Origin of the sequence: Blautia sp. JLR.GB0024, from assembly GCF_037000545.1 — a bacterium.
GTDB lineage: Bacteria > Bacillota > Clostridia > Lachnospirales > Lachnospiraceae > Blautia > Blautia celeris.
The window spans coordinates 1-340 of record NZ_JBANBF010000057.1 but is presented as its reverse complement, the minus strand read 5'-3'; the positions used below and the strand labels follow the sequence as shown (position 1 = coordinate 340).

The 340-nt window shown below is 43.8% G+C and carries 2 tRNA genes; both read left to right on the top strand.

Features of this window, described 5'->3' with window-relative positions:
• The first annotated feature begins 8 nt into the window (after positions 1-8).
• Positions 9-82, top strand: a tRNA-Ile gene (locus V8Q34_RS27415).
• Between the two features lie 77 nt (positions 83-159).
• Positions 160-232, top strand: a tRNA-Ala gene (locus V8Q34_RS27410).
• The last annotated feature ends 108 nt before the right edge of the window (positions 233-340 follow it).

The following is a 340-nucleotide window of genomic DNA, read 5'->3' as shown; positions in this document are numbered from 1 at the left end:
TTTAATGTGGGCTTATAGCTCAGCTGGTTAGAGCGCACGCCTGATAAGCGTGAGGTCGGTGGTTCGAGTCCACTTAAGCCCATCTGCATGAGTCATAGGGCAAAGGTTCACTTAAGCCCATGCGTAATTTTCTTTAAAGTTTTACATATAACTACATACGGGGATATAGCTCAGTTGGGAGAGCACCTGCCTTGCAAGCAGGGGGTCGAGAGTTCGAATCTCTTTATCTCCATTTGGTAAAGTATTTATACTTTGCCAGCATCGTACCTTGAAAACTGCATATACGAAACATCTAGAATACGTTAAACGTAAAGATAGAGACGAAAACGAGGCGCTGTAG